This window comes from Pseudomonas libanensis (genome assembly GCF_001439685.1).
Lineage (GTDB): Bacteria > Pseudomonadota > Gammaproteobacteria > Pseudomonadales > Pseudomonadaceae > Aquipseudomonas > Aquipseudomonas libanensis.
This window is the reverse complement of sequence record NZ_JYLH01000013.1, coordinates 64776-91567: the sequence shown is the minus strand read 5'-3', so window position 1 is coordinate 91567 and position 26792 is coordinate 64776. Positions and strand designations below refer to the sequence as shown.

27 protein-coding genes and 2 pseudogenes are annotated in these 26792 nt (G+C 57.8%); 15 read left to right on the top strand and 14 right to left on the bottom strand.

The annotated features are described in order from the left end of the window. Positions 1 to 5 precede the first annotated feature (5 nt). Both TU73_RS19910 and TU73_RS19905 read right to left on the bottom strand, forming a co-directional pair. The gene (locus tag TU73_RS19910; protein WP_057013665.1) at positions 6 to 476 is read right to left on the bottom strand and encodes a MaoC family dehydratase; all 471 of its coding nucleotides are present in this window, start codon (positions 474 to 476) and stop codon (positions 6 to 8) included. A 56-nt stretch (positions 477 to 532) separates the two neighbouring features. After that, complete coding sequence (locus TU73_RS19905; protein WP_057013664.1) at positions 533 to 1477, bottom strand: alpha/beta hydrolase; 945 nt, start codon at positions 1475 to 1477, stop codon at positions 533 to 535. A 210-nt stretch (positions 1478 to 1687) separates the two neighbouring features. Here TU73_RS19905 and fadD2 point away from each other — a divergent pair, with 210 nt between their 5' ends. The 7 genes from fadD2 to TU73_RS19870 all read left to right on the top strand — a co-directional run bounded on the left by fadD2 (position 1688) and on the right by TU73_RS19870 (position 11851). Beyond that, a complete protein-coding gene (fadD2, locus tag TU73_RS19900) occupies positions 1688 to 3376 on the top strand; it encodes a long-chain-fatty-acid--CoA ligase FadD2 (protein ID WP_057013663.1) in 1689 nt (562 codons plus the stop codon). Positions 3377 to 3759: 383 nt separating this feature from the next. Beyond that, positions 3760 to 5451 (top strand): long-chain-fatty-acid--CoA ligase FadD1, encoded by a 1692-nt coding sequence (gene fadD1 / locus TU73_RS19895; RefSeq protein WP_057013662.1) that lies wholly within the window; start codon positions 3760 to 3762, stop codon positions 5449 to 5451. Between the two features lie 173 nt (positions 5452 to 5624). After that, positions 5625 to 6413 carry an SDR family oxidoreductase gene (locus TU73_RS19890; protein ID WP_057013661.1) on the top strand — a complete coding sequence of 263 codons (789 nt, stop codon included), beginning with the start codon at positions 5625 to 5627 and terminating at the stop codon, positions 6411 to 6413. A 300-nt stretch (positions 6414 to 6713) separates the two neighbouring features. Beyond that, complete coding sequence (gene aroA / locus TU73_RS19885; protein WP_057013660.1) at positions 6714 to 8066, top strand: 3-phosphoshikimate 1-carboxyvinyltransferase; 1353 nt, start codon at positions 6714 to 6716, stop codon at positions 8064 to 8066. Between the two features lie 63 nt (positions 8067 to 8129). Then, positions 8130 to 8909: a phytanoyl-CoA dioxygenase family protein gene (locus TU73_RS19880; protein WP_057013659.1), complete on the top strand. Its 780-nt coding sequence runs from the start codon at positions 8130 to 8132 to the stop codon at positions 8907 to 8909. 13 nt (positions 8910 to 8922) lie between these two features. Further along, entirely contained in the window at positions 8923 to 10653 is a 1731-nt protein-coding gene (locus TU73_RS19875) for a thiamine pyrophosphate-binding protein (protein WP_057013658.1), read from the top strand. Positions 10654 to 10663: 10 nt separating this feature from the next. After that, positions 10664 to 11851 (top strand): multidrug effflux MFS transporter, encoded by a 1188-nt coding sequence (locus TU73_RS19870; protein ID WP_057013657.1) that lies wholly within the window; start codon positions 10664 to 10666, stop codon positions 11849 to 11851. A gap of 61 nt (positions 11852 to 11912) precedes the next feature. Here the strand turns inward: TU73_RS19870 and TU73_RS19865 are convergent, their stop codons facing one another. Next, positions 11913 to 12290: a hypothetical protein gene (locus TU73_RS19865; RefSeq protein WP_057013656.1), complete on the bottom strand. Its 378-nt coding sequence runs from the start codon at positions 12288 to 12290 to the stop codon at positions 11913 to 11915. 200 nt (positions 12291 to 12490) lie between these two features. On the opposite strand from TU73_RS19865, the gene TU73_RS19860 reads away from it, so the two are divergent. The 3 genes from TU73_RS19860 to def all read left to right on the top strand — a co-directional run bounded on the left by TU73_RS19860 (position 12491) and on the right by def (position 14351). Beyond that, entirely contained in the window at positions 12491 to 12676 is a 186-nt protein-coding gene (locus TU73_RS19860; protein WP_043051227.1) for a CsbD family protein, read from the top strand. A gap of 179 nt (positions 12677 to 12855) precedes the next feature. Then, on the top strand, positions 12856 to 13815 hold the full coding sequence (locus TU73_RS19855) for a YihY/virulence factor BrkB family protein (RefSeq protein WP_057013655.1): 960 nt from the start codon (positions 12856 to 12858) through the stop codon (positions 13813 to 13815). Beyond that, a complete protein-coding gene (gene def / locus TU73_RS19850; protein WP_057013654.1) occupies positions 13812 to 14351 on the top strand; it encodes a peptide deformylase in 540 nt (179 codons plus the stop codon). Before TU73_RS19855 ends, def begins: the two co-directional genes overlap by 4 nt. 68 nt (positions 14352 to 14419) lie before the next feature. On the opposite strand, the gene TU73_RS19845 is transcribed toward def, so the two are convergent. Next, positions 14420 to 14833: a GNAT family N-acetyltransferase gene (locus tag TU73_RS19845; RefSeq protein WP_057013756.1), complete on the bottom strand. Its 414-nt coding sequence runs from the start codon at positions 14831 to 14833 to the stop codon at positions 14420 to 14422. A 323-nt stretch (positions 14834 to 15156) separates the two neighbouring features. Continuing rightward, a pseudogene (locus TU73_RS29030) lies at positions 15157 to 15270 on the bottom strand (glutathione transferase GstA); the annotation flags it as partial. On the opposite strand from TU73_RS29030, the pseudogene TU73_RS28520 reads away from it, so the two are divergent. Beyond that, a pseudogene (locus TU73_RS28520) lies at positions 15268 to 15396 on the top strand (helix-turn-helix domain-containing protein); the annotation flags it as partial. The pseudogenes TU73_RS29030 and TU73_RS28520 overlap by 3 nt on opposite strands. 117 nt (positions 15397 to 15513) lie before the next feature. On the opposite strand, the gene TU73_RS19835 reads toward TU73_RS28520, so the two are convergent. The 7 genes from TU73_RS19835 to gntR form a co-directional block, all read right to left on the bottom strand. Beyond that, positions 15514 to 16011, bottom strand: a complete 498-nt coding sequence (locus tag TU73_RS19835; protein ID WP_057013652.1) for a hypothetical protein — start codon at positions 16009 to 16011, stop codon at positions 15514 to 15516. A gap of 134 nt (positions 16012 to 16145) precedes the next feature. Beyond that, entirely contained in the window at positions 16146 to 17561 is a 1416-nt protein-coding gene (locus TU73_RS19830) for an MFS transporter (protein WP_057013651.1), read from the bottom strand. Positions 17562 to 17691: 130 nt separating this feature from the next. Further along, on the bottom strand, positions 17692 to 18114 hold the full coding sequence (locus tag TU73_RS19825; protein WP_057013650.1) for a hypothetical protein: 423 nt from the start codon (positions 18112 to 18114) through the stop codon (positions 17692 to 17694). A gap of 202 nt (positions 18115 to 18316) precedes the next feature. Next, positions 18317 to 19054 (bottom strand): NAD-dependent epimerase/dehydratase family protein, encoded by a 738-nt coding sequence (locus TU73_RS19820; RefSeq protein WP_057013649.1) that lies wholly within the window; start codon positions 19052 to 19054, stop codon positions 18317 to 18319. A 16-nt stretch (positions 19055 to 19070) separates the two neighbouring features. Further along, positions 19071 to 19703 carry a glutathione S-transferase family protein gene (locus tag TU73_RS19815; RefSeq protein ID WP_057013648.1) on the bottom strand — a complete coding sequence of 211 codons (633 nt, stop codon included), beginning with the start codon at positions 19701 to 19703 and terminating at the stop codon, positions 19071 to 19073. A 109-nt stretch (positions 19704 to 19812) separates the two neighbouring features. Continuing rightward, complete coding sequence (locus tag TU73_RS19810) at positions 19813 to 20052, bottom strand: DUF6124 family protein (RefSeq protein WP_057013647.1); 240 nt, start codon at positions 20050 to 20052, stop codon at positions 19813 to 19815. A gap of 360 nt (positions 20053 to 20412) precedes the next feature. Beyond that, on the bottom strand, positions 20413 to 21444 hold the full coding sequence (gntR, locus tag TU73_RS19805; RefSeq protein WP_162276340.1) for an HTH-type transcriptional regulator GntR: 1032 nt from the start codon (positions 21442 to 21444) through the stop codon (positions 20413 to 20415). 225 nt (positions 21445 to 21669) lie between these two features. Between gntR and TU73_RS19800 the strand changes: the two genes are divergently transcribed. Continuing rightward, complete coding sequence (locus TU73_RS19800) at positions 21670 to 22203, top strand: gluconokinase (RefSeq protein WP_057013645.1); 534 nt, start codon at positions 21670 to 21672, stop codon at positions 22201 to 22203. A gap of 84 nt (positions 22204 to 22287) precedes the next feature. Beyond that, positions 22288 to 23640 carry a GntP family permease gene (locus TU73_RS19795; RefSeq protein WP_032902782.1) on the top strand — a complete coding sequence of 451 codons (1353 nt, stop codon included), beginning with the start codon at positions 22288 to 22290 and terminating at the stop codon, positions 23638 to 23640. Positions 23641 to 23775: 135 nt separating this feature from the next. On the opposite strand, the gene alaC is transcribed toward TU73_RS19795, so the two are convergent. Beyond that, positions 23776 to 24987 (bottom strand): alanine transaminase, encoded by a 1212-nt coding sequence (gene alaC, locus TU73_RS19790; RefSeq protein WP_057013644.1) that lies wholly within the window; start codon positions 24985 to 24987, stop codon positions 23776 to 23778. A 197-nt stretch (positions 24988 to 25184) separates the two neighbouring features. On the opposite strand from alaC, the gene TU73_RS19785 reads away from it, so the two are divergent. Then, positions 25185 to 25667 carry a GyrI-like domain-containing protein gene (locus tag TU73_RS19785; protein WP_057013643.1) on the top strand — a complete coding sequence of 161 codons (483 nt, stop codon included), beginning with the start codon at positions 25185 to 25187 and terminating at the stop codon, positions 25665 to 25667. 64 nt (positions 25668 to 25731) lie between these two features. Here TU73_RS19785 and TU73_RS19780 read toward each other — a convergent pair whose 3' ends face one another. Next, on the bottom strand, positions 25732 to 26223 hold the full coding sequence (locus TU73_RS19780; RefSeq protein ID WP_057013642.1) for a GNAT family N-acetyltransferase: 492 nt from the start codon (positions 26221 to 26223) through the stop codon (positions 25732 to 25734). 143 nt (positions 26224 to 26366) lie between these two features. On the opposite strand from TU73_RS19780, the gene TU73_RS19775 reads away from it, so the two are divergent. Then, positions 26367 to 26786, top strand: a complete 420-nt coding sequence (locus TU73_RS19775; RefSeq protein WP_043051286.1) for a YybH family protein — start codon at positions 26367 to 26369, stop codon at positions 26784 to 26786. Positions 26787 to 26792 lie beyond the last annotated feature (6 nt).

Genomic DNA, 26792 nt, shown 5'->3' with positions numbered 1-26792 from the left:
CAGCCTCAGCCGATGCTGATCGGCGGCAACTCGGTCAAGGTCACCACCTGCTGCTTGCGCGGTGCCAGAATCTCCGCTTCGCCATCCACAACCAACTCTTCACGCTGGTTGAATACCCGCGTGGCAATGCGCACACGGAACTTCGGCAGCTTTTCGAGGATTTCCAGGCGCACGGTGAGGGTGTCGCCAATCTTGACCGGCTTCTGGAAGGTCATCTGCTGGCCGATGTAGATAGTGCCCGGCCCAGGCAGCTCGCAGGCCACGGCTGCACTGATCAACGCGCCGCTGAACATGCCGTGGGCAATACGCTCCTTGAACATGGTCGCTTTGGCGTATTCGGCATCCAGGTGCACGGGGTTGTGGTCGCCGGACATGGCGGCGAACAGCTGGATATCGCGCTCTTCTACCAACTTGCTGTAGCTGGCCGTCTGGCCGACTTCGAGGGCTTCATACGGGGTGTTGGTTACCTGGGTCATCTAAAGCTGCATCCTGTGGCTAAGCGGTAATTAATTAACTGATTTTAAACGAAAAATTATTCACAGCGGGTCGGCCTGCGCAGGGCCAGGGCCTGGTCGAGCCAGGTCAATACATCCGCTGTGACTTCAGCGCGGTTGGTTTCGTTGAACACTTCGTGCCGCGCCTGCGGATAAAGATTCACTTGCACGTTCTGGCAGCCGGCTTCACGCAGGGCATGGGCCAGATCCTTGAGACGCTTGCCTTCGCTCACCGGATCACATTCGCCGCCTATCACCAGGATCGGCAGGCCCGGGTCGATCTGGGCGAGATTGGACGCTTTGCTGATCTGCTGCAAGCCGCCTAGCAGGTCGATCCACAGCTGGTTGGTGCAACGCAAACCGCACAGTGGGTCGTTGATGTACTTGTCGACTTCATCCGGGTCGCGGCTGAGCCAGTCGAATGCCGTGCGGGTGGGCTTGAACGCTTTGTTGAACGAGCCGAACGACAGGAACTCGATCAGCGCGCTGCGGCCGCGCGCACCCTGGCGCAGGCGTTCGATACGCGCGATTAACCGTGCTGCGGTGTACAGCGCCACCGGCTGGAAATTCGAACCGCTGAGAATCGCTCCATGCAGGCTGGCACTGTGGTGCAGCAGATAACCCTGGGCGATGTAGCTGCCCATGCTGTGGCCAAGCAAAATAATCGGCAGGCCCGGTTGCTGCTGGCCAATATGCTGGTTGAGGCTGGCCAGGTCGCCCACTACCTTGTTCCAGCCATCCTTTTCGGCGTAGAGCCCCAAAGTACCCTCGTCAGCAGTACGGCCATGGCCGCGCTGGTCCAGCGCATACACGCCATAGCCTGCGCCGCACAGGGCTTCGGCCAGGCGAGCATAACGACCACTGTGCTCGGCCATGCCATGGGCGAGCATCACCACGGCCCTGGGCAGCCCGTCGGGCATCCATTGATTGACGTACAGGCGGCTGCGGTCGTTCGCGGTCAGCCAGAAGGTGCTGTGGTTCATGGCGACTCCATTTGCTCAGAATCATTGCAGTGTATCGCTCATTGGCAGAGGGACGCAGTATCTGCCTACACGTTAGCCGCAAGATTCATACAATCAATGACACGATCATGCATATTTGCCTGTTTGGTCATAGCTGCTAACGTCCCCAAGGCTCCGCTTCTTATAAATGGATAGAGCGGCCGGACACATTCAGGTAAGAGGACAAGAATAATGCAACCTGATTTCTGGAATGACAAACGCGCGGCGGGCGTCCCCAATGCCATCGACCTCAGCACCTACAAGTCGGTGATCGAGGTCTTCGAGCGTTCCTGCAAGACTTTTGCCGACCGTCCGGCGTTCAGCAACATGGGCATCACCCTGACCTACGCTGAGCTTGAGCGCCAGAGTGCGGCGTTTGCCGGTTACCTGCAGCAGCACACCGACCTCAAGCCTGGCGAGCGTATCGCGGTGCAGATGCCCAACGTGCTGCATTACCCGGTGGCGGTATTCGGAGCTCTGCGCGCCGGGCTGATCGTGGTCAATACCAACCCGCTGTACACTCCGCGCGAAATGCGTCACCAGTTCAAGGACGCGGGCGTGCGGGCGCTGGTCTACCTCAACCTGTTCGGTTCGCGGGTGCAGGAGGTTTGCACCGACACCGAGATCGACTACCTGATCGAAGCCAGAATGGGCGACTTCATGCCCGCCGCCAAGGGCTGGCTGGTCAACACCGTGGTCGACAAGGTGAAGAAGATGGTCCCGGCCTACCACCTGCCACGGGCGGTGTCGTTCAAGCGCGCCTTGCGCATGGGCGCGGGCCTTGGCGTGACGCGACATCCGGTGAGCCTGGACGATATCGCCGTGCTGCAATACACCGGTGGCACCACTGGCCTTGCCAAGGGCGCGATGCTCACCCACGGCAACCTGGTGGCGAATATGCAGCAAGTGCGCGCATGCATGTCGCAACTGGGCGAGGACGGCCACCCGCTGGTCAAGGAAGGGCAGGAGGTGATGATTGCCCCGCTGCCGCTGTATCACATTTACGCATTCACGGCGAACTGCATGTGCATGATGGTGTCCGGCAACCACAATGTGCTGATTACCAACCCTCGGGACATTGGCGGCTTTATCAAGGAACTCAAGCAGTGGCGGTTCTCCTGCCTCTTGGGGCTCAACACCCTGTTTGTGGCGCTGATGGATCACCCGGACTTCAAGACCCTGGATTTCTCCCACCTCAAGATCACCAATTCCGGCGGCACCGCCCTGGTCAAGGCCACGGCTGAACGCTGGAAGGCGTTGACCGGCTGCTCCATCGGCGAAGGCTACGGCCTCACCGAAACCTCACCGGTGGCCAGCACCAACCCCTACGGCGGCCTGGCACGCCTGGGCACCGTGGGTATTCCGGTGCCGGGTACGGCGATGAAAGTCATTGATGATGAGGGGCACGAACTGCCGCTGGGCGAACGCGGCGAGCTGTGTATCCAGGGTCCGCAGGTGATGAAGGGCTATTGGCAGCAACCGGTCGCCACCGCCGAGACCCTGGACGCCGAAGGCTGGCTCAAGACCGGCGACATTGCGGTGATCGATACCGACGGCTACGTCAGTATTGTGGATCGCAAGAAGGATCTGATCATCGTCTCGGGTTTCAACGTGTACCCCAACGAAATCGAAGACGTGGTGATGGCCCACCCGGCCGTAGCCAACTGCGCGGTGATCGGCGTGCCAGATGAGCGTACGGGGGAGGCGGTGAAATTGTTCGTGGTGGCGCGGGCCCAGGGGGTGAGCCTTGAGGAGCTGAAGGCGTACTGCAAGGCCAACTTCACGGGCTACAAGGTGCCCAAGCATATTGTGCTGAGGGAGTCGTTGCCGATGACGCCAGTGGGCAAGATTCTGCGGCGGGAGCTGCGCGACATAGCCTGAATTGAAATACGCTCAAAATGTGGGAGGGGGCTTGCCCCCGATTGCGGAGGGTCAGTCACCTGGTTAATTGACTGGCCCGCCGCTATCGGGAGCAAGCCCCCTCCCATAATTGGTATTTGTCGCCCGTGAGGGCCATTCCAGAGCGGATTTCAGTGATATAGAATCTTTGCTCTAAAAATGACCATTAGATGTTCTTGAGTCATGTTTATGACTGTAGGGCCCTCTTTTGGCTCTAGGCGGCCCTTGGCAAAGCTGCTACTCTCGGCGCGCTTTGTGACGTCTCGGCCTGCTTGAAAGCGCCAGATTCACCTTAAAAAGACATACACCAATAATAATCGCATCAAATGCGATGATGAATTCGCGTCGCTGAGGAGTGGGCTTCCATGAATGAAGACTTTTGGAAGGATAAGTACCCCGCCGGGATTGCTGCACAGATCAATCCAGACGAGTATCCGAATATTCAGGCGGTACTGAAGCAGTCCTGCCAGCGCTTCGCCAACAAACCGGCTTTCAGCAACCTGGGCAAGACAATCACCTACGGTGAACTGTACGAATTGTCCGGCGCCTTCGCCGCGTACCTGCAACAGCATACCGACTTGAAGCCCGGCGATCGAATTGCCGTGCAACTGCCCAACGTCCTGCAATACCCGGTCGCCGTGTTCGGTGCCATCCGTGCCGGCCTGATCGTGGTCAACACCAACCCGCTGTACACCGCGCGGGAAATGGAACACCAATTCAATGATTCCGGGGCCAAGGCCCTGGTTTGCCTGGCCAACATGGCGCACCTGGCTGAAAAAGTCGTGCCCAAGACCGCCGTCAAGCATGTGATCGTCACTGAAGTTGCTGACCTGCTGTCGCCGTTCAAGCGTCTGCTGATCAACAGTGTCATCAAGTATGTGAAGAAAATGGTCCCGGCCTATCACTTGCCCCAGGCGATCAAGTTCAACGACGTGCTGGCCAAGGGGCATGGCCAGGCGGTCAACGACGCCAGCCCGGCCAGCAGCGACGTGGCGGTGTTGCAATACACCGGCGGCACCACCGGCGTGGCCAAGGGCGCGATGCTGACCCATCGCAACCTCGTCGCCAATATGCTGCAGTGCAAGGCGCTGATGGGCTCGAACCTCAATGAAGGTTGCGAGATCCTGATCACGCCGCTGCCGCTGTATCACATCTATGCGTTCACCTTTCATTGCATGGCGATGATGCTGATCGGCAACCACAACATCCTGATCAGCAACCCGCGTGACCTGCCGGCGATGGTCAAGGAACTGTCGAAGTGGAAGTTCAGCGGTTTTGTCGGCCTCAATACGCTGTTCGTAGCGCTGTGCAACAACGAAGGCTTCCGCAAGCTGGATTTCTCCGCCCTGAAAGTCACCCTGTCGGGCGGCATGGCCTTGCAACTGGCAGCGGCCGAGCGCTGGAAGGCGGTGACCGGCTGCAGCATCTGCGAAGGTTACGGCATGACCGAAACCAGCCCGGTGGCCACGGTGAACCCTATCCAGCATATCCAGATCGGTACCATCGGCATTCCGGTGCCGTCCACGGTGTGCAAAGTCATCGCCGACGACGGCACCGAGCTGGCGCTGGGAGAAACCGGCGAGCTGTGCGTCAAGGGCCCGCAAGTGATGAAGGGCTACTGGCAGCGCGAAGACGCCACGGCCGAGATGCTCGACAGTGAAGGCTGGTTGAAGACTGGTGACATCGCGATCATCCAGCAGGACGGCTACATGCGCATTGTCGACCGCAAAAAAGACATGATTCTGGTCTCCGGTTTCAACGTCTACCCCAACGAGCTTGAAGACGTGCTGGCGACCCTGCCGGGCGTGCTGCAATGCGCGGCCATCGGTGTGCCGGACGAGAAGTCGGGCGAGCACATCAAGATCTTCATCGTGGTCAAGCCAGGAGCCACCCTGACCAAGGACCAAGTCATGGAGCACATGCGCGCCAATGTCACCGGCTATAAAGTGCCCAAGGCTGTGGAGTTCCGTGATGCGCTGCCGACCACTAACGTGGGCAAGATCCTGCGTCGCGAACTGCGTGATGAAGAGTTGAAAAAACTGGGCGTTAAAAAATAGCTCAGTCAAGCGTCCTGCCGCACTTGAACAATACCCCTCACTGAGGGGTATTTTTTTGCTTCTCTATAGGCCTAATACCCTGCTTGTTTCTCTGCGGACATCTGTGATATCGAATGGACAAGTGCGGGTTAATACCCGGGTTTGCAAGATGAACGGCTGATCGAGGATTGATGATGGACTTAGGGATTCGAGGCAAATGGGCAGTCGTCTGTGCCGCCAGTAAAGGCTTGGGTTATAGCTGTGCACAGGCCCTTGCGGACGAAGGTGTAAACATCGTGATCAACGCGCGAGGGTCGGTTGACTTGCAAGCCGCCACGCAACGCTTGAAGCAAAGAAATCCGGAGGTCGAAGTCATCTCGGTTGTCGGAGATATTACGGATCCGTCGATTCGCCAATCATTGGTCGATGCCGCGCCGCAAGTTGATATTTTGATCAATAATGCCGGGGGGCCTAAGCCAGGAAACTTTCGCGAGTGGACAGGTGACGAGTGGCGTTCAGCAATTGACACAAATATGTTGGCGCCTATCGAGCTGATCAAATTGGTGATCGACTCGATGGCGAGTCGCAACTTCGGCCGCATCATTAATATAACGTCTGGCGCGGTCAAGTCGCCCCTGGATGCCCTGGGGCTTTCAACCTCGGTGCGGTGTGGTCTTACGGGCTTTGTTGCCGGCCTGGCACGCCAAAAGGACTTCGCTGCAAAAAACACCACGATCAATAATATTTTACCTGGGGCGTTCAAGACGCAACGCCTGGAGCACACGCTTCAAGCGACAGCAGAGGGCTCAGGAAAAACCTTCGACGCGGTGACTGAAAATCGTCTGGCGAGCATTCCCATGGGGCGCTTTGGTGACCCCTCTGAGTTCGCTGCATTATGCGCATTTTTATGCAGTAATCAGGCTGCCTATATGACGGGTCAGAACATCCTTATTGATGGCGGGGCATACCCAGGTATCTTCTAATCAATAGCGATATATGTCGTTTTGCCGTCTGATTTATTCAGGGTTTCCAATCTTAAACCGCCTGCGAAGGCGGTTTTTTTATGGGTTTTACCTTTTTTCATGGCTCGTAATGCTATGAAATTAAAGAATAAAATAAAACATGTCATAGATTGGATCCAATCTTATTCCTTTTTGTTATTTGAAACGTTCCAATCCCTAGGTTAGGTTTTTAAGCGGTTGTAACAAGATGTTTCAGCCTAGCCGGTGAGTGTTATGCCCACTCGCCGATCACGTTGGATCAACTGTCTTAGGGAGCAACGCATGTCGACCCAAAAACGCTTGAAAGTCTTTCCTACTGCATCGATCGGCAATATCGCTACCATTCCCTCCTCAAAACCTGAAACGCAGCGGGCGATTATTGCCGCGAGCTTGGCATCAGGAACTTCCTATATTTATAACGACCTCCGTTGTCTCGAAACCGAAACAATGAAAAAGGCCTGTCGTAGTATCGGCGCAGTGATTGAAGAACAACCAGGACGGTTAGTGGTGACGGGCACCGGCGGCTTGATCAAGCCCGAAAAGAAGGTGATCGACGCGCTAGGTTCTGGGTTGGTATTTCGAGTGTTTGCCGCGCTGACCTGCTTTACAACGACTCCGGCCGTTATTACCGGGGATGATGTACTGCGCGGACGTGTCATGGAGCCCTTGTTTGTTGCGCTGGAAGGGCTGGGCGCACACATTTCATGCATCAACCACAGTGGCAAAGCGCCTATTGTCAATTGGGGTGGCTATCAGGGTGGGGAGTGCACGATTGACGGCAACATCAGTTCGCAATTCATCACCGCTATTCTTTTCTGCGCGCCTCTGGCCAAACAACCTACGGTGGTCAATATCCGCGGTGAAATACTGTCGCTGTCGTATATCAAGCAAACCCTGGAAACGCTCGGTACAGCGGGGATTGCCTTTGAGGTGAACTCGGACTATTCACGAATCACGGTATACCCAGGCCAGTACCAAAGTGCAAACTATACGATTGTCGGTGATTACACGTCCTCGTCCTACTTGATCGCAGCTGGAATAATCTTCCCCGGTACGTTGACCCTGAAAAATATGAACAGTAAGAGTTTGCAGGGGGAGCGTGCAATTCTTAAGGTGGCCGAGGCGCTGGGGGTAAACGTCGAATTCAATGACGCTGCCAATGAAGTGCGCATTATTAATAACTTGGCCGAATTGAAAGGCGAATATCATTTTGATGCGAGTGATTATCCTAATATTGTGCCAACGCTGGCGGCGATCGGTGCTTATGTGCAAGGCGAGTTCAAGGTTACTGGCGGCTCCATTACCCGCTTGCACAAGTCGCCACGCATCGAAGCGATGGTGACCGAACTGGTAAAAATGGGCGTGGCCATAGAGCCGTTATTTAAAAACGGCGTTTACGACGGTTTCGTCATCCGCGGAGAACCGAGTTACGCCGGTGATGCGGTGTTGTCGGCCTGGGGGGACCATCGAATCTTCATGTCGCTGTTTGTCGCCTCCCTGCGGTGCCAACAGATCAACGAGTTGGATGGCTACCAGGATGTCCACTGCTCCTTTCCGGATTTCTTCCAGGAGTTTGAACGCCTGGGCGTGTCATTTGAAGAGTCTTCGACAGCCGCCAAACATGTTGAAGTCTGATTGATCATCCATGAATTAAAGTGAGGGTGGCCGGGTCCCCCTCTTTATAACGGACTATAAAGCATGAATTATCGAGAAAAGCTTCAACAAGAAGGGTATGTCGTTATTCCGCAAGTCCTTTCCAGCGATCAAGTGGCCACATTGCGTGAGACTTATACCCGCAGTTTGGCGCAGACTCAGCAAAGCACGCTGCTGCCAACGGCCTTTCTACAATTCAGTGACATGATCAACGCGCTGTTCGAGCCTCGAGCCGTCAACGCTATCAAAGAGATATTCCAGTCGGATTTCTCTTTGTTGCCGAATTTTACGGTGCGTGAAAGTGTTTATATACCTTGGCATAACGATGCCTATTTCCTGCCTGAAGCAGTGATTGAGCCCAGTGCCTCTCCTGAGTTTTTGCAGTGTGCCTATTATCTTCAAGATAATGACCCGGTCTCGGGTGGCGGTATCACGTTATTACCCGGTTCCCATAAACTCAGCAAGGATGAAGTCAAACTCAGGCTTGCCGACCCGGCGGCCTTTGAGCGCACCGTCATGAGTAAGGCCGGCGACCTGGTTATTTGGGATAATCGAGTCACTCACCGCAGCAGCGCACCCGATGAAACACCGGTGGCAACGAAGTTGGCCATTCAGTGGACCGTCTCCGCTTCGACCAAACATAACGCCTCCTATATTACCTACTTGCGCGCACGGGCCGAACGCAGTCTGCACGTGTCCGACTATTTGCCGAATAGTCCCAAGCCGTATTTTGCCGATATGCCCAATGTGCGATACCCATCCTCTTTTTCTCAGGATGCCGTATTGAAGATGAAGCGCGAAAGCATCGCTTTTATTGAGATCTGAACAGGGGATTGCAATGGACTTGCAAAGTACTGGCGAAACCGGTGCACATTACATTCTTCGCCAACTACAGTCTTTTGGCGTCACGCACTTCTTCATGGTGCCCGGCAAACTGATCAATGCTTTTATGCGTTGTTATCCCAGTGATGGTTCCGGAACGCTGGAGATTGAGCCGGTCGTCACTGCCTGCGAAACAGGAGCGTCCTATATGGCGGAAGGTTATGCCCGGGCCAGTGAAAAGATCGGGGTGTGCCTGGTCATCGGCGGCCCGGGCGTTACCAATGCGCTGACCGGGATAGCGTCTGCCTATACCGATCACCAACCGGTCTTGCTGTTGTCAGGCCAGATTGCTTCCTCCCTGGAAATGCAGAACGTGCTCCAGGACGGCAGCCAAACGGGCGTCAATCTGTGCGATGTGTTCAAACCCATCACCCGCAGCGCCCTTGAAGTCAAGGCCGGGCAACCTTTGCCGGCCTTTCTGCGCGAATCGGTCCGGCTATTGAGGGGCGTGGAAAAAGGCCCGACTTACCTGGCTGTCAGCAAAGAAGCGCTGTATGAAAGGTCCATGACTCGCGTTGATATCGCTCCAAGCGTACTGGAGTCGTGGAGCAATCAAGCGCTTGCGGTTGAAAAGATCAAAAGTGCAGCGATCAAGGCAGTCTTTAAGCGCTCGACTAATCTCGTCATTCTCGCGGGGCTGCGTTGCAAGAACGCCAAGGTGGCAGCTGCGCTCGTGGCGTTTTCCGAACGTTTTTCGATCCCGGTCGCCACCACCTTGAGCGCCAAAGGCCTGTTTCCGGAAGACCACCCCAATGCACTCGGGGTTTACGGTTACTCGGGAAATAAACGCGCCATTGAAGCCTTCAAGAACGGTGTGGATGGCGTGATTCTACTGGGGCTCGACACCACTCAATGGAGCACCATGCTGTGGTCCCATGAGTTAAGGCCGACATGTGGTGCTATCCAGGTGGATGAGAGCCCGGATTACCTGGGGCGTTTTCTCGATATTGATCACGGCGTGGTAGCCACGGGGGATGGGTTCTTGCGCCTGGTATGCGAGGTTCACGCAGAGGAACTGGCCGCGACCCAGGAAAGTCGTTCCAGGTGGTCGAGTGATCTTCAGCGGGTGCCTTTGCATTATGCGATCGATGCCAAGGTCACAGGCAATATCGCAGACCACCCCGCGGCCTACATCCCCGTGCTGCAGGCGTATTTCCCCCGTGATGGCGTGGTGTGTGTTGACTCGGGATCGCACCGCTCGTTCTTTGGCCACTATTGGACCGCACGCGGCCCTGCGGCTTATTTATCGGCAACCACCCTGGGCCCGATGGGCTGGAGTATCCCCGCCGGCATAGGCGCAAGCTTCGCCCGCGCCCATGGCAAGACCATGGTGGTTACCGGCGATGGCTGCATGTTGATGCAGGGGCTTGAACTGTCTACCGCCGCGAAACATGGGTTGAATATCGTCTTTGTGGTTTTCAACAACAGGTCGTATTCGGCAAGTTACTTCAATAACAAAGACAACTTGCCCGCGCTGACGCAAATCCCCGACTACAACTGGTGCCTGTTTGCCCAGAGCCTGGGCGTGAGCGCGACATGCGTCAGTACCCCAGAGGCATTGCACGATTGTATTGAAAGCATCATGAGCGCGGCTCGGCCTCATCTCATTGAAATCAAGTGCGACGGGCGACATACCACGCCCAACAGCGAATACAGCTCACGCCTGAAAGATCACCCCTTACTGTGAGGAGCCTGTTGTGAATTCAAAAATGGTCATCACCAATTCCTGCCTGATCCTGGTATTGGGATTGTTTTCAATCGACCTGTACAACCCGGCCTTGCCGGAAATCGCACGGGTATTTTCGGTGACGGACGCACAGTCCCAAAGCCTGGTGGTGTTCTATCTTGCAGGCTTTGCACTGTCGCAACTGGTGTATGGGCCGATCTCCGATAGAAAAGGGCGGGTGCCGGTGATTATGGTGTCCCTGGCCCTTGGCGCCTTGGGTAATTACTTGACGTCGACGGCAGACAGTATCCAGGCGCTCTATCTATTTCGTTTGTTGACCGGCATCGGTGCTGGCGGTTGCCCGGTGATAAGCCGGGCAATCTTGAGCGATACGTTCAAGGATAAAACCGAACTGTCCAAGTCGCTGACGGTTTTTTCTATGGCGTCCCAGGTGTCGCCAGCGATTGCGCCTGTGCTGGGTGGCTTTATTACTGCAGCGCTACCCTGGCAATACAACTTCTACGCCCTCACCTTGATCACGCTGCTTGGCGCGGTATTTATCAAAGCCACATTGGTTGAAACGGCTCCACTGCAGGGGGTGCCTGCCAAGCGGCTCGAGGGCTTCAAGGTGCTGCTGCGGGACTTCAACTTCATGGTCTACAGCCTGGTTTCCGCGGTGCTGTTTGCGATCACCATCGGCTATTTCACCGCGAGTCCGTTTATTTATCAGCTGCAGTTCCATCTGGAAAGCCAGGAGAACGGCCTGTTATTCGTTGGCTACTCTGCGGGTATTGTCCTGGGGTCTTACCTGACCAAGCGTTTCTTGAATCGCTACTCGCCTGAGCGGATCCTGATGACATCCCTGGTTGCGCTGACGGGGTTGGCAGCGCTTGCGCCGCTGGTGCTCCAGGCATTCAACCTGGTCACGGCTCCGGCGATAGTGGTATACGGCTTTTTGGTCGCCCTTGGCTGTGGGCTGTCCTCACCGCTGCTGTTGGGGATCAGTTTGCATGGTCAGGCCAAACATGCCGGCACCGGGAGTGCGCTGCAGGGGGCTATCAAGATGGCCGGCGCTGCACTGGCGCTGTACTTTTTCTCTGAGGGGCACACCAGCACGGCGATGGGACTGATGCTGGGGATTTTGGTCATGGCGTTGTTCTGCCTGTTCGCCATCGCCCTGGCCCAGCGTATTGCCAGCCGGTCCGTGGCAACCGCCTGAAAAGGAGCGAAGGTGCGAGAGCGTAACGCTCTCGCTCACGGCCCTTTGCCTGCTTGGTGGATTACAGCGCGAACTGCGCGAAGCTCACACCCGCACCCGCCGGGCGCACATCCTTGAGGAACGAATCCTTGTCGGCGCTCAGCTCCAGGGTAATCTCCGGCTTGCGCTTGCCCGCATTGCGTACCACCAGGCCTTCGAGTTTTTCGCGCAGGAACACGGTCGGCACCTTGAGGTGCAGCAACTGGTCATTCTCGGCGTTGTGCATCAACAGGTGGATCCACTCGTACTGGCCCACGGCAATCCGCGCCACTGGCAGGTCGAACCACCAGATGTTGCGTTTGCGGTCCAGGTCGGTGAAATGGCAGTTGTTGACGCCGAGTACGGCACCGCCCAGTTCCTGGTTTCTACGGGCAATGGCCTGCGCTTTATTGAGTTTCATAACCTTCCTACGGGATCTGTTATTCAGCCGTGTAGCCTGAATGTGCCGCGCATTCTCGTGGGTTGGGGGCAAAACATAAAGCCAAACCTGCAAAGGCCGATGAAATGGCTGCGCAAAATAATTGAAACTCTGCCAAACGGCTTTGGGTCAATCTTCTGGTAGTGACCAAAAACCATTTGATTGTTATCAGGAGTAATACCATGGGCAGCACTTCCGATAAGGTAAAAGGCATGGCTAACGAGGCGGTCGGTAACGTCAAGCAAGGCGTCGGCAAGGCCACAGATAACGACAAGCTGCGTGCTGAAGGCGTGGTCCAAGAGAAAAAAGGCGAAGCGCAGCAAGCAGTGGGCAAGACCAAGGACGCGGTAAAAAAAGCCACCGAATAAGGCGTAGTGCTGGTTCTACCCGGCATTATGGCGGCCATCCACGGATGGCCGTTTTTATGTGAGCGGTTGCAACTAAACTTTGGAAATTGTTTCAAAGTCGCCAAATGGGCTACTTTGATGTAGAAAACGGCCCTTGAGTCGCCCACGAACTCAACCTCTTTGCGGCGAAAGGAGACGCTATGATTTTTCCGGTACTCGAAGGTCTCAAGCTGCACAAGGTGCTGGTACGCACCGTCAAGGAATTCGTCGATGACGAGATGCCTACCTACGCTTCGGCACTGGCCTACCAGATGCTGTTCTCACTGTTTCCCTTCCTGCTGTTCCTCATTGCCCTGATCGGTTTCCTGCACCTGCCGGACTTCTTCACCTGGCTGCGCCTGCAATCGGAACTGGTGTTGCCGCCCCAGGCGCTGGAGCAGGTCAACCCGGTGATCGACCAGTTGCAGCAGTCCAAGGGCGGCCTGCTTTCGGTGGGTATCGTCATCGCGCTGTGGACCGCTTCTGCGGGCGTACGCCTGATGATGAGCGCGATGAACGCCGCCTACGACGTGGTCGAAGGCCGGCCGATCTGGAAGCGCTTCCCGCTGTCGATTTTCTACACCGTGGGCATCGCCGGCATGTTGCTGGCCGCCGCGGCGCTGATGGTGCTTGGCCCACAGGTCATGGAGTGGCTCGCGGGGCAGATCGGCATGCAGGAATTCGTCGTCACCCTGTGGACTATCCTGCGCTGGCCGCTGATCGTGATCCTGCTGATGTTCGCCGTGGCCCTCATGTACTACGTGATGCCGGATGTGGAGCAGGAGTTTCGCTTTATTACCCCAGGTTCGGTATTGGCCGTGGTGGTGTGGATCGTGGCTTCCCTTGGCTTTGGCTATTACGTCAAGACCTTCGCCGACTACAACGCCATGTATGGCAGTATCGGTGCGATCATTGTCCTGCTCCTGTACTTCTATATTTCCGCCGCGGTATTGCTGCTGGGGGCGGAGATGAATGCCGTGATCGAACATATGTCGGCCGAAGGCAAGGACCCAGGTGAAAAGGAATTCGACGGACCCAGTCACACCAGTGAAAAACAACACGTCTCGGGCCTAGGCCGAGACCACTCCAAGCCCACCCCTGATGAAGTGCCAGAGCGATGATCCGTGAAATCCTGAAAATGGGCGACGAGCGCCTGCTGCGTATCGCCTCGCCGGTGCCGCCGGAAATGTTCGACAGCCCGCAGCTGTGGCAACTGATCGATGACATGTTCCAGACCATGGAACACGTGGGTGGCGTTGGCCTGGCCGCGCCGCAGATTGGCGTCGACCTGCAGCTGGTGATCTTTGGTTTCGAAGCCAGCGAACGCTACCCGGACGCGCCGCCGGTGGCGCAGACCATCCTGATCAACCCGCTGATTACCCCATTGAGCCCCGTGCTGGAAGAGGGCTACGAGGGGTGTTTGTCGGTGCCTGGTTTACGTGGGGCGGTGAGCCGTTACCAGCAAATCCGCTACGAAGGTTTCGACCCCAAAGGCGAACCGATTGTACGATTTGCCGATGGCTTCCACGCACGAGTGGTACAGCATGAGTGCGATCACTTGATCGGCCGGTTGTACCCATCGCGGATCACCGATTTCAGCAAATTCGGGTTTATCGAAGTGATGTTCCCGGAAATGGCCCCAATAGCTGACGAATAAACACAGGCTACATGAGATCCCAATGTGGGAGGGGGCTTGCCCCCTCCCACATTCTTGCCCGGCATCATTCAGATGATTGAGAACCCCATGGCAATCATCGGCTTGTTCCGCTTGTAGCGCACCAACCGCTCACTGAGCGATTGCGGCAATACCGTGTCCTGACTGAACCCCATACGCTGATACAAGCCCTCCAGATCCGGATGGCACAGCAGCCACACCGTACCCTCCACCTCGGCCACCGCCTGTTGAATCAAGCGCGCCGCCAACCCCTGGCCGCGATAGGCCGGGTCGACAAATACGCCTGTCAGCCATTGCCCACCCACCACCGGGCTCAAGCACAAACCGGCCACGATCTCGCTGTCGCGTGCCACCCACAAGCGCCCACCCTTGAGGGCTTTCATCGAGGAATTATGGCTGCGGTAAAACTTATTCAACAGTGGCCACAGAGGCTCTGCCAGCGGTTCGATGTGCAGTTCAGGCATGGTGTTTTGGGCCTGCATTGTCAGGGGGCGGGGATTATAAGCGCCTTCTGCCGGGCAATAGGTGGTATACCCAGTGCTACATCCCCTTTCAGTTGAGCATGCATCATGGCCAAAGGTATGGATTCAAAGAAAGCCGCGAAGAAAAAGCCGGCAAAGACCGCCGATGAAAAACGCGCGGACAAGAAAGCCAAGAAGTCCGAGACCGGTCTGTTCGGTCACTGAGTTACCCGCTGTCGGTGCCCAAGGCCAGCACCGCCGGCGGCGGTACTCCTATCTCAACTCAGGAATGTTCGGCAGCCAGTGCCGCAACCACTGCGGGCCTGGGCTTTCACCTCTCCCTGGATCGCGGCGTTGAAAAACACCGCGAGCCCGCCATGCACTTCGCTGGCAATGAAATTCAACCACTCCTGCAAGCGCACGCGCTCCCAGCTGCCATGATGAACCTGATGCACTGGCGCCTGCTGGTGGCCGTGGCCGATCACGGCAGCATCACCGCCGCCGCCGAACGCGTGGGCATGACCCAGTCCGCCGCCGCCAGCGCCCTGCTGGCAATGCTGGCTGACTAGGAAGGCTCGCGGCATGGAGGCGGATACGATCAGTCAGCTCAACGCCACGCTTCAATTGCACTAACTGAAAACCCTGCTGATCCCATGTGAAAGAAGATCCAAATGTGGGGGGGCTTAGATCGCCGCCAGGGTTTCTTTCACCGTCTGCGCCTGCGGGTCAGCCGTCTTCGCAGCTACCTGCTGTTGTTGCTGCTGCTGGAGCCGTTCGGACACTTCCTTGGCAAAGGCATTTTGCTCTTCCACCGGCAGCGCGTTCAGTTGCTCCAATGTCAGGCCCCGTTCTTTGAGCAACTGATCGCGAATGCGCTCGGCCGGGGTCTTGGTCATGTAATCGGTGAACTCACTGCGTGCTGAACCGGCGACGCTGGTAGCCGGCACATCGCTGTTCGAGGCCGTGGCCTGCAACTGCACGCGAGTCTTGGCAAACGCTTCGTCAATGCGATCGCTGGCCTTGTCCAGTTCCTTCTGCGCAGCTGGCACTGTGATGTTCTGCTGCGCAGTCTGAAGGGCACCACTGTACAACGCGCTGGCGGCGGCGTTGGCGGGGTCCATGTCGGGTCGCTTGATCTGTTGGACGGTCGACACGGCTTGGGTGTTGTTGTTAACCAGCATGATCGGTCACCTGTGCAAAGGGTAGGTACCACAGCTGGAGCAAATAGCGTGCCGTGTGTGCAAACCCCAATGTTTACTGAGAATGGCATGGCTGGCGCGGCAAGCATGCTGCCGCTGGCGGCCAAGCGTTGCCGTCAGTGGGCGATATTTTCCAGCGCCAGGTTACGCGTGCGCGGCCCGAACCAACTGATGGTAATCATCACGATCAGCATGCTGCTGGCGATAAACGCCAACACCCCCGGCGTGCCTAAATGTTCGAGGATAAAACCGATCAACAGGCTGCTGAACACCGTGGACAGGCGGCTGAACGAATAGCAGAACCCTACCGCCCGGGCGCGGATATGGGTGGGGAATAATTCGCTCTGGTACGAGTGATAACTGAAGCTTAGCCAGGCATTGCAGAAGGTGATCATCACTCCGCAGAGCACCAGCCCTAGTGCGCTGGTTTGCAGGGCGAACAGGCTGCCGAAGATCATCGCGCCCATGGCGGAACCGACAATCTGCCATTTGTTTTCAAAGCGGTTGGCCACCTTTACAAACAGCAAGGGGCCGAGCGGGTAAGCGAGGGTGATGATAAAGGCGTACATCAAGCTGTGGGTCACGCTCACGCCCTGACCCGACAGCAGCGCCGGCAACCAATTGCCAAAGCCGAAAAAACCGATGGCCTGGAACACATGGAACACGATCAGCATCAAGGCGCGGCGCCGGTACGGTGGTTGCCAGATATCGGCAAAACGGTCGCTGCCTTGAACGCTGACGGCTTCGGGCTCCGGCTCATCCAAGGGCTTGCCGTGATCTTTCAGGCAGCGTGCTTCGAGTTTGTCCATGATCGCACCGGCTTCTTCGAAACGGCCCTTCTGCGCCAGCCAACGCGGCGATTCCGGCAGGCGTTTGCGCAGTTGCCAGATAAACAGCGCAAACACCGCACTGCTCAGCACTACCCAGCGCCACCCGGAGACGCCGAATGGCGCCTGGGGCACAAGCCACCAAGACATCAGGGCTACCGCCGGTACCGATAGAAATTGAATGAAAAACGCAAAGGCAAACGCCGAACTGCGCATGCGCTTGGGCACCAGTTCCGAGAGGTAGGCATCGATGGTCACCAGTTCGATGCCCAGGCCGATGCCCACCACAAAGCGCATGCAGATGATGCCCAGGGCGGAGGTTTGAATACCCATCAGCACTGTGGCGACGGTGTACCAGATCAATGCAAAGGTAAAAATCGCCCGGCGCCCGAAACGGTCGGCGATGGGGCTGAGCAGGCTGGCGCCGAAGAACAGGCCGAGGAAGGTCGCCGAGGCGAACGCGGCCTGGTCCGAAAAGCCAAACACGCCTTGGCTGGCGGTATGGAAAATTCCGTCGCTGATCAGCCCGGGGCTGATATAGGCGGTCTGGAACAAGTCATACAGCTCGAAAAAACCACCGATGGACAGCAGCGCCACCAGGCGCCAGACGGTGGCCACGGCGGGCAGGCGATCGATGCGTGCGCTGACATGGGCGGCGCGGAGCTGGTCGAGGCCGTCTGTGGCTGAGGCGATGTGTGTGGTCATAGTGTCGATTCCAGGGGCAGTGACCTGGAATCTTAGCTGGCTAACGGAAGTCGTGGCTTGTGAAATGACTTGTCGTGGGCTGGCAGGTTCACGCAGGCGGCGTAAACCTGCCAGCCCACGACAAGGTCAATCAGCTGAGCTTGAAATTCTCAACTTTAAAAGCGCCGTTTGAGAAGCTCATTTCCTGCCGACGGTGGCCCGTCTTTGTCGCTTTGAAGTGCAAGGATGCGTTCAGGACCTGGCCTTGCAGTTGTACGGTGAATTCTCCGCTGATTGCAAAGTAGGTTCCCTGCTCGCCGGGCCGCGTATTGTCGAACTCAAGCCTGACCTTGTGAGTGTCACTTCCCGGTGCACCAATCTCATAAGTCTGGCCCGGCTGGATGTCTTGGTCGATGCTTACTTTCAACAGTGCGAAGCCGGACATGATCCCGACCGTCGAATTAAAAGTACCCGACTCTCCATTCAAATGGGCGACAAAGTTTGTCTTGAAGGGCTCCGGCCAGCCGGCGATTACCCCCGAGATTTCATCGTTTTCACCAAGTACCTTACCCATGGTTGTCTCTCCATATCCAGGGAATGAGCAATGCGTCGGCATTGCGTGTACTTATGGTGTGGGGAAGGTAGGGGGGGGTCTACTGTCAGGTTTCACAGGTCGGGCTCTTTTCTGACAGGCGGATGTGGTGGACGCTTGCGCCACTTAGCTATGCGGCGTTGCCCCGTGGCGGTTCGGTGATGCCGATGCCGTACTCGCCCTATCAGTAGATATCAGGTATGTCGAACGTGGTGAATGCGTCATCCAACGGTTGGTAGCCCAGCACACGTGTGGTCTCGCTCAGGTCCAGGCGCTTGAAGCGATTATTGGATATGCCATGGGCGATCAAATGCTTCACGCCCTCAACCTCGACCGAACGCTGCAGCAGCTGCACGGCATCCCGCGGGCTGAGCCACGCGCTGAGGTCGCGGGCGTTGTTCAGGTCGTGGGTTTCGGGGAATTCAAAAGCGCCGATGCGCAGGGCGATGGTCGACAGCGGCGTCTTGGCCGCGTAGTAGCCACACAACGCCTCGCCGTAGCATTTGCTCACGCCATACATATTGGCTGGCATCACCTGCATGCCGGGAGTGATTTGCCGGTCCACCGGATAGCCTTCGATGGTTTGCGCGCTGCTGGCGAACACCAGGCGCTGCACGCCGGCAGCCACGGCGGCTTCGAAGAGGTACGTGGTAGCGAGTATGTTGTTGGGCAGCAATTCGTCGAACGAGGCACTGGCGTGGGGGATGCCCGACAGGTGCACGATCACGTCGATGCCTTCGAGCAGGGTCGCCAGGCAGGATTTATCGCTGAGGTCGGCGTGTACAAAGCGGTGTCCTCCCAGGTCGAAATCCGGCGCGATGCGGTCGGTGAGGGTGAAGCGGTAGCGGTCTTGCAAGGCTTGGAAAAATGTCTTGCCGATTCTGCCGCAGGCGCCGGTGAGTAGTACGTTGAGTCCGTTCACGTGGTGATCCCTGTGCTTAGTTGTGGCCGTCGAGGGCGAAGGTCTTGAAACCGGCGTGCTGGCTGAGCCGCTGATAGTAGGCGGCAATGGCCGGGTAGGGCGGACGCTGCATGGGCGTTGCCTGCCAGCGGTGTACCGAAAGGCCGATCAGAATATCGGCGAGGGTGAATTCCTCGCCGGCGACGTAGGCACCCGTCTTGGTCAACTGTTGTTCGAGAATGCCCATCTTGTCATTCCATACCTGCACCGCGGTGGCGATCTGCGTCGCGTCGAGGCCGTCTGGGTTGTTGCGTACCAGTGCAGTAAAGGCGTCGCCCCAGGCGCGGTTGAGTTCGACCGCTTGCCAGTCGATCCATTGCTCGACGCGGGCCCGTGGCGCCGGTTCGACAGGCAGCAGGTCGTGGCGTTGGTAAAGGCCGACGAGGTAGCGGCAGATGGTGTTGGATTCCCACAGCACGCCGTGGTCGTCGATCAAGACGGGGATTTGGGCGTTGGGGTTCAGGGCGAGGAACTCGGTGGACTGCGTGGGCTTGAAGCCGATGCCCCAGTCCTCGCGCACATAGTCGATGCCCAGTTCCTGGCAGGTCCACAACACTTTGCGCACGTTGATGGAGGACGTGCGGCCTAAGATTTTCAGTGAATGTCCCATGGTGCTTCCCTGGCGATGGAGAGTGGTTAATCTAGCAGGGGCAAAGTGGGCACGGTTAAAAAATGTGGGAGGGGCAAACCCCGCTCCCACATTTGGACCGAGTAAGGTCTCAGCAGCGCGGGGTGTGCTGGTCCATGGCTTTGCCGACCAGCAATACGCTCAGCTCGCTCAATTGATGAATGGCCAGGGCTATATCGCGATGTTTGCCGGTGAGGTCATCGGACAGGTCGAGCAGCAAGGTGCTGACGGAGCACACGGTTTCGTAGCTGTTGATCAGCAGGGTTTCGCTAGAGACATCGGGGATGAGTGTAAAGAGAGTGGTTGGCGGGGTTGCAGTTTTTTTGATCATTTTGAGCATCCTGAAGTGGGCCGCCGCCGTATCGCTACTAAACGAGGGTGGCAGCTGTACGCAGGTTAGTAGACCGGTGGACACTCAAAGCCGGCGCACCCGAAAGTGCCCTACGCACAGCCGCCATTAACTCAGGCAGACTTATGCACTTGAGAGTGACCAATCTCAGGCTACTAAACCCGATCACCGAGAAATTCAGCGACCGGCAAACCTTAGAGACCGCCACCCAGGCACACAAGCCGGCGGATTCTGACGTACGCGTAGGCAATGGAGCAAGGCGCTTACCGCAATGTCAGCCGCTTCCTACGGGCGTCCTACACTTGTCTGATCATTCCCACGCAGAGCGTGGGAACGAGCGGGTCAGGTGCTCTCCCGCACCTGCAACTCAAACCCCATATCCACCACCGGCCTGGCGATCTTGTTGCCCGCCATGATGGTCAACAAATGCTCCGCCGCCCGTCGACCAATGGCTTCCCGTGGCGTGCTGATGCTGCTCAGGCGCGGCACCATGAATGACGAGGCGGGCAAGTCGTTGAAGCCCAGCACCGCCACCTGCTCGGGCACCTTGATGCCATGGCGCAGGGCTTCAAGCAGGGCGCCCTGGGCCAGGTCGTCGTTGCCAAAGAAGATCGCATCCACATCCGGATGGGCGGCCAGCAGTTGCAAGAACAGCTCGCCACCCAGGCCCACGGAAGAAGGGCGGGGCGTCAGCAATTCCAGCGCCGGGTCGTACATCCCCGCCTGCTGCAATGCACGGCGAAAGCCTTCACCGCGCAGCAGCGTACGCTGGTCCAGTTGCGCGCCGATATAGGCCAGACGCTTGCGCCCACGAGAGAGCAAATGTGCCGCCGCCGTCTCGCCTGCGGCCAACTGTGAGAAACCCACGCAGTTCACCCCGGCATTGGGGTCCAGATCCATCATGTACACGCACGGCACTTTGCTGGCCTCGACCATCCGTCGCGCGCTTTCGGTGCGGTCGAACCCGGTGAGCAGCAACCCTCTTGGCTGGTAGGCCATGTAGTTGCGCAGCAGGTCTTCTTCTTCATCACGCGAATAATGGGAGTTGCCGATCAGCACTTCAAAGCCCTTGGGCCGCAGTACCTGGTGGATCGCTTCCAGGGTTTCGATAAACAGCAGGTTGGACAAGGACGGCACCAGCACCACCACCGAATGGCTCTGGGCCGACGCCAGGGCACGGGCAGCGGGGTTGACCACATAGCTGAGTTCGGCGGCGGCCTGCTGGACTTTTTCCACCAGTTCGGTGGCGACGGTGCTGATACCGCGCAGGGCGCGCGAGGCGGTGATCGGGCTGACCCCGGCCAGGCGTGCAACTTCATTGAGGGTAGGGCGGCCCGTCGTGCGGGTATTTTTATCGTTCTTGGAGGTCATCAGGCGGCTTGCCAAACAAAAATCGAGGCACTAAGGTAGCGCTGTCTCCAAAGGGCTGCAAATTCTTGGATAAAGGGTTGCCTGATCCTGTCCAACTTTGAAGCCAGTCAGTTGGAACGGATGCACGCGTCACTCCATAAAAATGACAAGTCGGCGCGGGAAAAGCCTGTCTTTTGCACTAGCCTTATAGCGTGCAAAGGTAGCGCTATCTGCGTCCTGAGGTGTTTCATGAGTCAACCTGTTACCGCCCTGGTCATCATGGGTGTTTCCGGCTGTGGCAAGTCCAGCGTCAGCCAAGCCCTGTGCCGTCTGAACGGCGCCACAGCCATTGAAGGCGACAGCTTTCACCCCGCCGCGAATATCAAAAAGATGAGCGCCGGCCACCCCCTCGACGACGACGACCGCGCTGGCTGGCTCGACATCCTGTGCGATGAACTGCGCCGCTCGCTCACGGCCGGTGAACACCCGGTGCTCACCTGCTCGGCCCTGAAAAAGAAATACCGCGACCACCTGCGCGAAGCCGCGCCGGGCCTGGGCTTTGTATTCCTGGAGCTGACCCGTGAAGTTGCCGCTGACCGTGTTTCCCACCGCCCCGGCCATTTCATGCCGGCCAGCCTGATCGACAGCCAGTTCGCCACCCTCGAATCGCCCAAGGGCGAACCGCTGACCCTGGCGCTCAACGCCAGCGAAGACAGCGTCCAGGAGCTGGCCGAGCAGACCAACGCCTGGTGGCGCAAGCACGGCTTTGAACCAACTCATTAATTTTTTGCCGGAAAAGATAGCGCTATCCCCGGCAGGAAATTCAACACCCGCTTTAATAACAACAACAAACAGGAGAGACCCCCCATGTTTGGCATGTCCCACGAGTCTTACCTGCTGCTAGATGCAGTGGTCACTATCATCGGGTTGATCGTTCTGATCACCAAGTTCAAGGTGCACCCGTTCATTGCACTGATCATCGCGGCCGGCTTCCTGGGCCTGACCTCGGGCATGCCCGTGGACAAGATCATCAAGGCATTCCAGGACGGCTTCGGCGGGGTGCTCGGCTTTGTCGGCATCATCCTCGCGCTGGGCACGATGCTCGGCAAGATGATGGCCGAGTCCGGTGGCGCCGACCAGATCGCCCAAACCCTGATCCGCGCCTTCGGCAAAGAGAAGGTCCAGTGGGCCATGATGTTCGCCGCCTTCCTGGTGGGCATCCCGCTGTTCTTCGAGATCGGCTTTGTGTTGCTGATCCCGCTGGTGTTTATCGTCGCGCGGCGTACCGGTGTGTCGTTGATCAAGATCGGCATCCCGCTGCTCGCCGGCCTCTCGGCGGTGCACGGCCTGGTGCCACCGCACCCGGGCCCGTTGCTGGCCATTGGCGTGTTCGGCGCGGACATCGGCAAAACCATTCTGTACGGCCTGATCGTTGCGCTGCCGACGGCCATTATCGCCGGCCCGATCTTCGGCACCTTTATCGCCAAGTACATCCCGGGCAACCCGTCCCAGGAACTGGTCGATCAACTGGCCCGCGAGCCTGAAAACAAAGACCTGCCGAGCTTCAGCATTACCCTGGTCACCGTGCTGCTGCCGGTGTTCCTGATGCTGCTCAAAACCTTCGCCGACATCGCCTTTGCCGAAGGCAACGTGGTGCGCAACTGGATGGACATGATCGGCCACCCGATCACCGCGCTGTTGCTGGCCTTGTTGTTGTCGCTGTACACCTTTGGCCATCGCCAGGGCATCCATTCCAAGCAGATCCTCAAGCTGCTCGACGCCAGCCTTGCGCCGACCGCCGCGATCATCCTGATCATCGGTGCCGGTGGTGGCTTCAAGCAGATGCTGGTCACGAGCGGCGTAGGTGACGTGATCGGCCATATGGCGGTGAACGCCCAGATCAACCCGATCCTGCTGGCATGGCTGGTGGCGGCGGTGATTCGGATTGCCACCGGTTCAGCAACGGTCGCGACCATTACCGGTGCGGGCATTGTGGTGCCGGTGGTGGGGATGATTCCGGGGGTTAACCGCGAGTTACTGGTGCTGGCGACGGGGGCGGGGTCGTTGATCCTGTCGCACGTCAACGATGCCGGGTTCTGGCTGGTCAAGCAGTACTTCAACATGACCGTTGCCGAGACGTTCAAGACCTGGACGGCGATGGAGACCATTCTGTCGATCGTGGCGCTGATCTTCATCATGTTGCTGTCGTTGGTAGTGTAAGCCACACCCCAAAGCAAGGGGGGGAACTCGGTCAAATGTGGAAGCTGGCTTGCCTGCGATAGCGGTGTTGGATTCACCATCGCCATCGCAGGCAAGCCAGCTCCCACACTGATAGGGTTTCTTCAGATAGAGGGGTCAGGCCTTCTGGGCCTGCCCATCGGCCCTGAACATCCCGCGAATCCCCCGCACTGCCTGACGAATCCGGTCCTGGTTCTCGATCAGCGCAAAGCGCACATGATCATCCCCATACTCGCCAAAGCCAATCCCAGGCGATACACACACCTTCGCTTCCAGCAGCAACTTCTTGGCAAATTCCAGCGAGCCCATGGCGGCGTACTGCTCGGGAATCTTCGCCCAGACATACATCGACGCCTTCGGGTTCTCCACCATCCAGCCCAGTTCATGCAGGCCCTTGACCAGCACATTGCGACGCTGGCGGTACTGCTCGGCAATGTCCTTGACGCACTGCTGGTCGCCTTCCAGCGCGGCAATGGCTGCGACTTGCAGCGGGGTAAAGGTGCCGTAGTCGTGGTAGCTCTTGATCCGCGCCAGGGCGTTGACCAGTTCCGGGTTGCCCACCATGAAACCGATGCGCCAGCCGGCCATGTTGTAGCTCTTGGACAGGGTGAAAAACTCCACCGCGATATCCTTGGCCCCCGGCACTTGCATGATCGATGGGGCTTTCCAGCCGTCGTAGACGATGTCGGCATAGGCCAGGTCGTGAACCACCAGCACGTCGTATTGCTTGGCCAGGGCGATCACTCGCTCGAAAAAATCCAGCTCCACGCACTGTGCGGTAGGGTTTGACGGAAAACCCAGGATCATCATTTTGGGCTTGGGGATCGAGCCGCGAATCGCCCGTTCCAGCTCATCGAAGAAGTCCACGCCGGGCACCAGCGGCACCGAACGCACCTGGGCGCCGGCAATCACGGCACCGTAGATATGAATCGGATAGCTGGGGTTGGGCACCAGCACGGTGTCGCCCTGGTCCAGGGTAGCCAGCATCAGGTGCGCCAGGCCCTCTTTGGAACCGATGGTGACGATGGCTTCCGACTCGGGGTCGATATCCACTTCATAGCGGTCCTTGTACCAGCGCGAAATCGCCCGGCGCAGGCGCGGAATGCCTTTGGAGGTGGAGTAGCCGTGGGTGTCTTCGCGCTGGGCGACGGTGACCATTTTTTCCACGATGTGCGGTGGCGTGGCGCCGTCGGGGTTACCCATGCTCAGGTCGATGATGTCTTCGCCGCGCCGACGCGCAGCCATCTTCAGCTCGGCAGTGATATTGAAAACGTAAGGGGGGAGTCGATCTATGCGCGCAAAGCGGCGCGGCGAACCTTGTTCGGCCATTGTTGCCTCGAGAGTACGTAAGCGCCCGGAACCGTCCGAGCGACGTCGGCCACTGCGGTGGCCTGCGGGGCAGACAATACGGGCGATGATGGCGCGTTGTCCAGATGGAGTGGGAAAAATTTGTACATGGAGCGCAGCCGGGATATGCCCCTATACTCGATGCGGGTTTGTTCCCTCATAAGAAGGAGACTGTTCGTATGGATCAGCAGACAAAACAACCGTTGGAGCCACGCATGGAAGCCGGCAAGGCCCTGGTGATCGCCGGTGTACAAGGGCGTTATTCGAAGGCCACCGTGGGCGATATTCCCAAATTGTGGGCGTTGTTTGATACGTGCATCAAGGACATCAAGAAACGCGTCGGCGGCGTGACCTACGGGGTTTGCCATAACCCCAGCCACGGCCAGTTCGATTACATGGCCGGGGTAGAAGTCCCAGGCAAGGGCGATGTGCCGAGCAACTTCGAGTTCATCGAAATCCCGCCGCTCAACTATGCGGTGTTCCCGCATTACGGGCCGGTACAGGCGCTTGAGCAAACCTACGAGCGCATCATGTTCGAATGGCTGCCGCATTCGGGCTACAAGGTGATGGGCGCGGATTTCGAGCGCTATAGCGCAGATTTTGACGCGAGAAAGGGCACGGGAGCGGTGGAGATCTGGTTGCCGGTTGGGGAGCGGGGCTGACACGAGCCGATGTCACGTAAACACGACAGGCACGCGTCAACGTCGTGTTTGCGTGACATTACCGTTATGGATTGAAGAACCGACTCAACCGGCGCTCATACCCAACCTGTCCTTTGTACGCTTCGCCGCTGTCCACCCATCCAGCCCCCAGATACAGCCCTATTGCCGCCAGGTTGTCTGTGTCCACTGACAACTCCAACCCTTTGATCTGCGGCCATGCAGCGAGCGCCATGGCCGGCAGTGCCTGTAGACACGCCTTGCCAAACCCACGCCCTTGCTGATGCCGATCTACTTGCAGCGCATGCAGCGTGGCACTGTGTTCATTGGCCCAATGGGGCAGGCAGGGCGGACGCTTGAGCAGGAGGAAGGCCACGGGAATGTCGTCGGCCAACAGCGCAAAACCTTTGACGCCAGGGCTCGGGTTGACCAGCAGCGTATTGAGGGCGCAATACATATCGCCGCAAAACGGCAGTTGTTCAGGATGAACTTCGATGGCGCCGACCTGCTGTTGTTGCACAGCATTCAGCGCCTCATAGGCAACAAGGCGGGTTTGCATCGGATTATCCGAACGATTGCAATGAAGGCTGCAGTCTATCGGGTTTGTGGCAGGGGAAATTACTTTTCCATGGCCTGTCGATTTGCCACACGGCCATTCGACTAAGGGTGTCTTCCGTGTTTTTCAACCAAGGAGTCATCGCCATGAGCACTGCAATCAACACCCTGATCGAGCAATGGAAACAAGCCGTGGTATCCCAGGATATCGACAAGATTGTCAGCTTTTACGCCGACGATATCGTCGCGTTCGATGCGGTTGGCGCGCTGCAATTCAAGGGCAGGGAGGCCTATCGTGCGCACTGGAAGGCGTGCATGGAACATTGCCCGGGCCCGGGTGTTTTCGAGTTTCATGAGTTGCGCATCAACCAGGCCCAGGACAGCGCCTTCGCCCACTGGCTCGCGCACTGCGGTGGCACCGGCCCGGATGGTGTACTCAAGACCTGCTGGATGCGCGTCACCGCCGCTTACCAGCGTATCGATGGCCAATGGAAGGTCGTGCATGAGCACTGGTCGGCGCCGTTCGATATGCAAAGCGGCACGGCGCTGTTCGACCTGAAACCTTGAGCACTG

Excerpts from the sequence above, each read along its gene's own strand:
- TU73_RS19910 (WP_057013665.1), bottom strand. The coding sequence starts at position 476 with ATGACCCAGGTAACCAACACCCCGTATGAAGCCCTCGAAGTCGGCCAG.
- TU73_RS19905 (WP_057013664.1), bottom strand. The coding sequence starts at position 1,477 with ATGAACCACAGCACCTTCTGGCTGACCGCGAACGACCGCAGCCGCCTG.
- fadD2 (WP_057013663.1), top strand. The coding sequence starts at position 1,688 with ATGCAACCTGATTTCTGGAATGACAAACGCGCGGCGGGCGTCCCCAAT.
- fadD1 (WP_057013662.1), top strand. The coding sequence starts at position 3,760 with ATGAATGAAGACTTTTGGAAGGATAAGTACCCCGCCGGGATTGCTGCA.
- TU73_RS19890 (WP_057013661.1), top strand. The coding sequence starts at position 5,625 with ATGGACTTAGGGATTCGAGGCAAATGGGCAGTCGTCTGTGCCGCCAGT.
- aroA (WP_057013660.1), top strand. The coding sequence starts at position 6,714 with ATGTCGACCCAAAAACGCTTGAAAGTCTTTCCTACTGCATCGATCGGC.
- TU73_RS19880 (WP_057013659.1), top strand. The coding sequence starts at position 8,130 with ATGAATTATCGAGAAAAGCTTCAACAAGAAGGGTATGTCGTTATTCCG.
- TU73_RS19875 (WP_057013658.1), top strand. The coding sequence starts at position 8,923 with ATGGACTTGCAAAGTACTGGCGAAACCGGTGCACATTACATTCTTCGC.
- TU73_RS19865 (WP_057013656.1), bottom strand. The coding sequence starts at position 12,290 with ATGAAACTCAATAAAGCGCAGGCCATTGCCCGTAGAAACCAGGAACTG.
- TU73_RS19860 (WP_043051227.1), top strand. The coding sequence starts at position 12,491 with ATGGGCAGCACTTCCGATAAGGTAAAAGGCATGGCTAACGAGGCGGTC.
- TU73_RS19855 (WP_057013655.1), top strand. The coding sequence starts at position 12,856 with ATGATTTTTCCGGTACTCGAAGGTCTCAAGCTGCACAAGGTGCTGGTA.
- def (WP_057013654.1), top strand. The coding sequence starts at position 13,812 with ATGATCCGTGAAATCCTGAAAATGGGCGACGAGCGCCTGCTGCGTATC.
- TU73_RS19845 (WP_057013756.1), bottom strand. The coding sequence starts at position 14,833 with ATGCCTGAACTGCACATCGAACCGCTGGCAGAGCCTCTGTGGCCACTG.
- TU73_RS19835 (WP_057013652.1), bottom strand. The coding sequence starts at position 16,011 with ATGCTGGTTAACAACAACACCCAAGCCGTGTCGACCGTCCAACAGATC.
- TU73_RS19830 (WP_057013651.1), bottom strand. The coding sequence starts at position 17,561 with ATGACCACACACATCGCCTCAGCCACAGACGGCCTCGACCAGCTCCGC.
- TU73_RS19825 (WP_057013650.1), bottom strand. The coding sequence starts at position 18,114 with ATGGGTAAGGTACTTGGTGAAAACGATGAAATCTCGGGGGTAATCGCC.
- TU73_RS19815 (WP_057013648.1), bottom strand. The coding sequence starts at position 19,703 with ATGGGACATTCACTGAAAATCTTAGGCCGCACGTCCTCCATCAACGTG.
- TU73_RS19810 (WP_057013647.1), bottom strand. The coding sequence starts at position 20,052 with ATGATCAAAAAAACTGCAACCCCGCCAACCACTCTCTTTACACTCATC.
- TU73_RS19800 (WP_057013645.1), top strand. The coding sequence starts at position 21,670 with ATGAGTCAACCTGTTACCGCCCTGGTCATCATGGGTGTTTCCGGCTGT.
- TU73_RS19795 (WP_032902782.1), top strand. The coding sequence starts at position 22,288 with ATGTTTGGCATGTCCCACGAGTCTTACCTGCTGCTAGATGCAGTGGTC.
- alaC (WP_057013644.1), bottom strand. The coding sequence starts at position 24,987 with ATGGCCGAACAAGGTTCGCCGCGCCGCTTTGCGCGCATAGATCGACTC.
- TU73_RS19785 (WP_057013643.1), top strand. The coding sequence starts at position 25,185 with ATGGATCAGCAGACAAAACAACCGTTGGAGCCACGCATGGAAGCCGGC.
- TU73_RS19780 (WP_057013642.1), bottom strand. The coding sequence starts at position 26,223 with ATGCAAACCCGCCTTGTTGCCTATGAGGCGCTGAATGCTGTGCAACAA.
- TU73_RS19775 (WP_043051286.1), top strand. The coding sequence starts at position 26,367 with ATGAGCACTGCAATCAACACCCTGATCGAGCAATGGAAACAAGCCGTG.